This is a genomic window from Achromobacter sp. SIMBA_011 (assembly GCF_046535435.1).
In the GTDB taxonomy this organism is placed as follows: domain Bacteria; phylum Pseudomonadota; class Gammaproteobacteria; order Burkholderiales; family Burkholderiaceae_B; genus Achromobacter; species Achromobacter dolens.
Genome location: NZ_JAWRWN010001200.1, coordinates 1 through 237, shown reverse-complemented (window position 1 = coordinate 237; position 237 = coordinate 1). Strand labels below are relative to the sequence as shown.

1 protein-coding gene is annotated in these 237 nt (G+C 65.4%); it reads left to right on the top strand.

The features are described from left to right. The first annotated feature begins 12 nt into the window (after positions 1 to 12). A complete protein-coding gene (locus tag SB816_RS34855; protein WP_410548606.1) occupies positions 13 to 135 on the top strand; it encodes a hypothetical protein in 123 nt (40 codons plus the stop codon). The last annotated feature ends 102 nt before the right edge of the window (positions 136 to 237 follow it).

Here is a 237-nt window from a genome sequence, read left to right as displayed (position 1 = left end):
CCGGTCAAAGGGCTGTGGTTCGACAAATGGCCGGCCGACAAGCCGATGCTCGACGAGCCGGCACCGGCAAGCACGTTCTATCACATCGTCTGCGCCATCTATGAGGCCGAGGCGGTGCTGGCAGTCAGCAAATAAATATCCGGGCGAGCGAGCGGGCCGGGCGTCCGCTCAGCTCGCTCCGGCCTCGTTCAAGCCTTGGCCGGGCGCAGGACGCGCCAGTCGGGCTTACCGAGATTG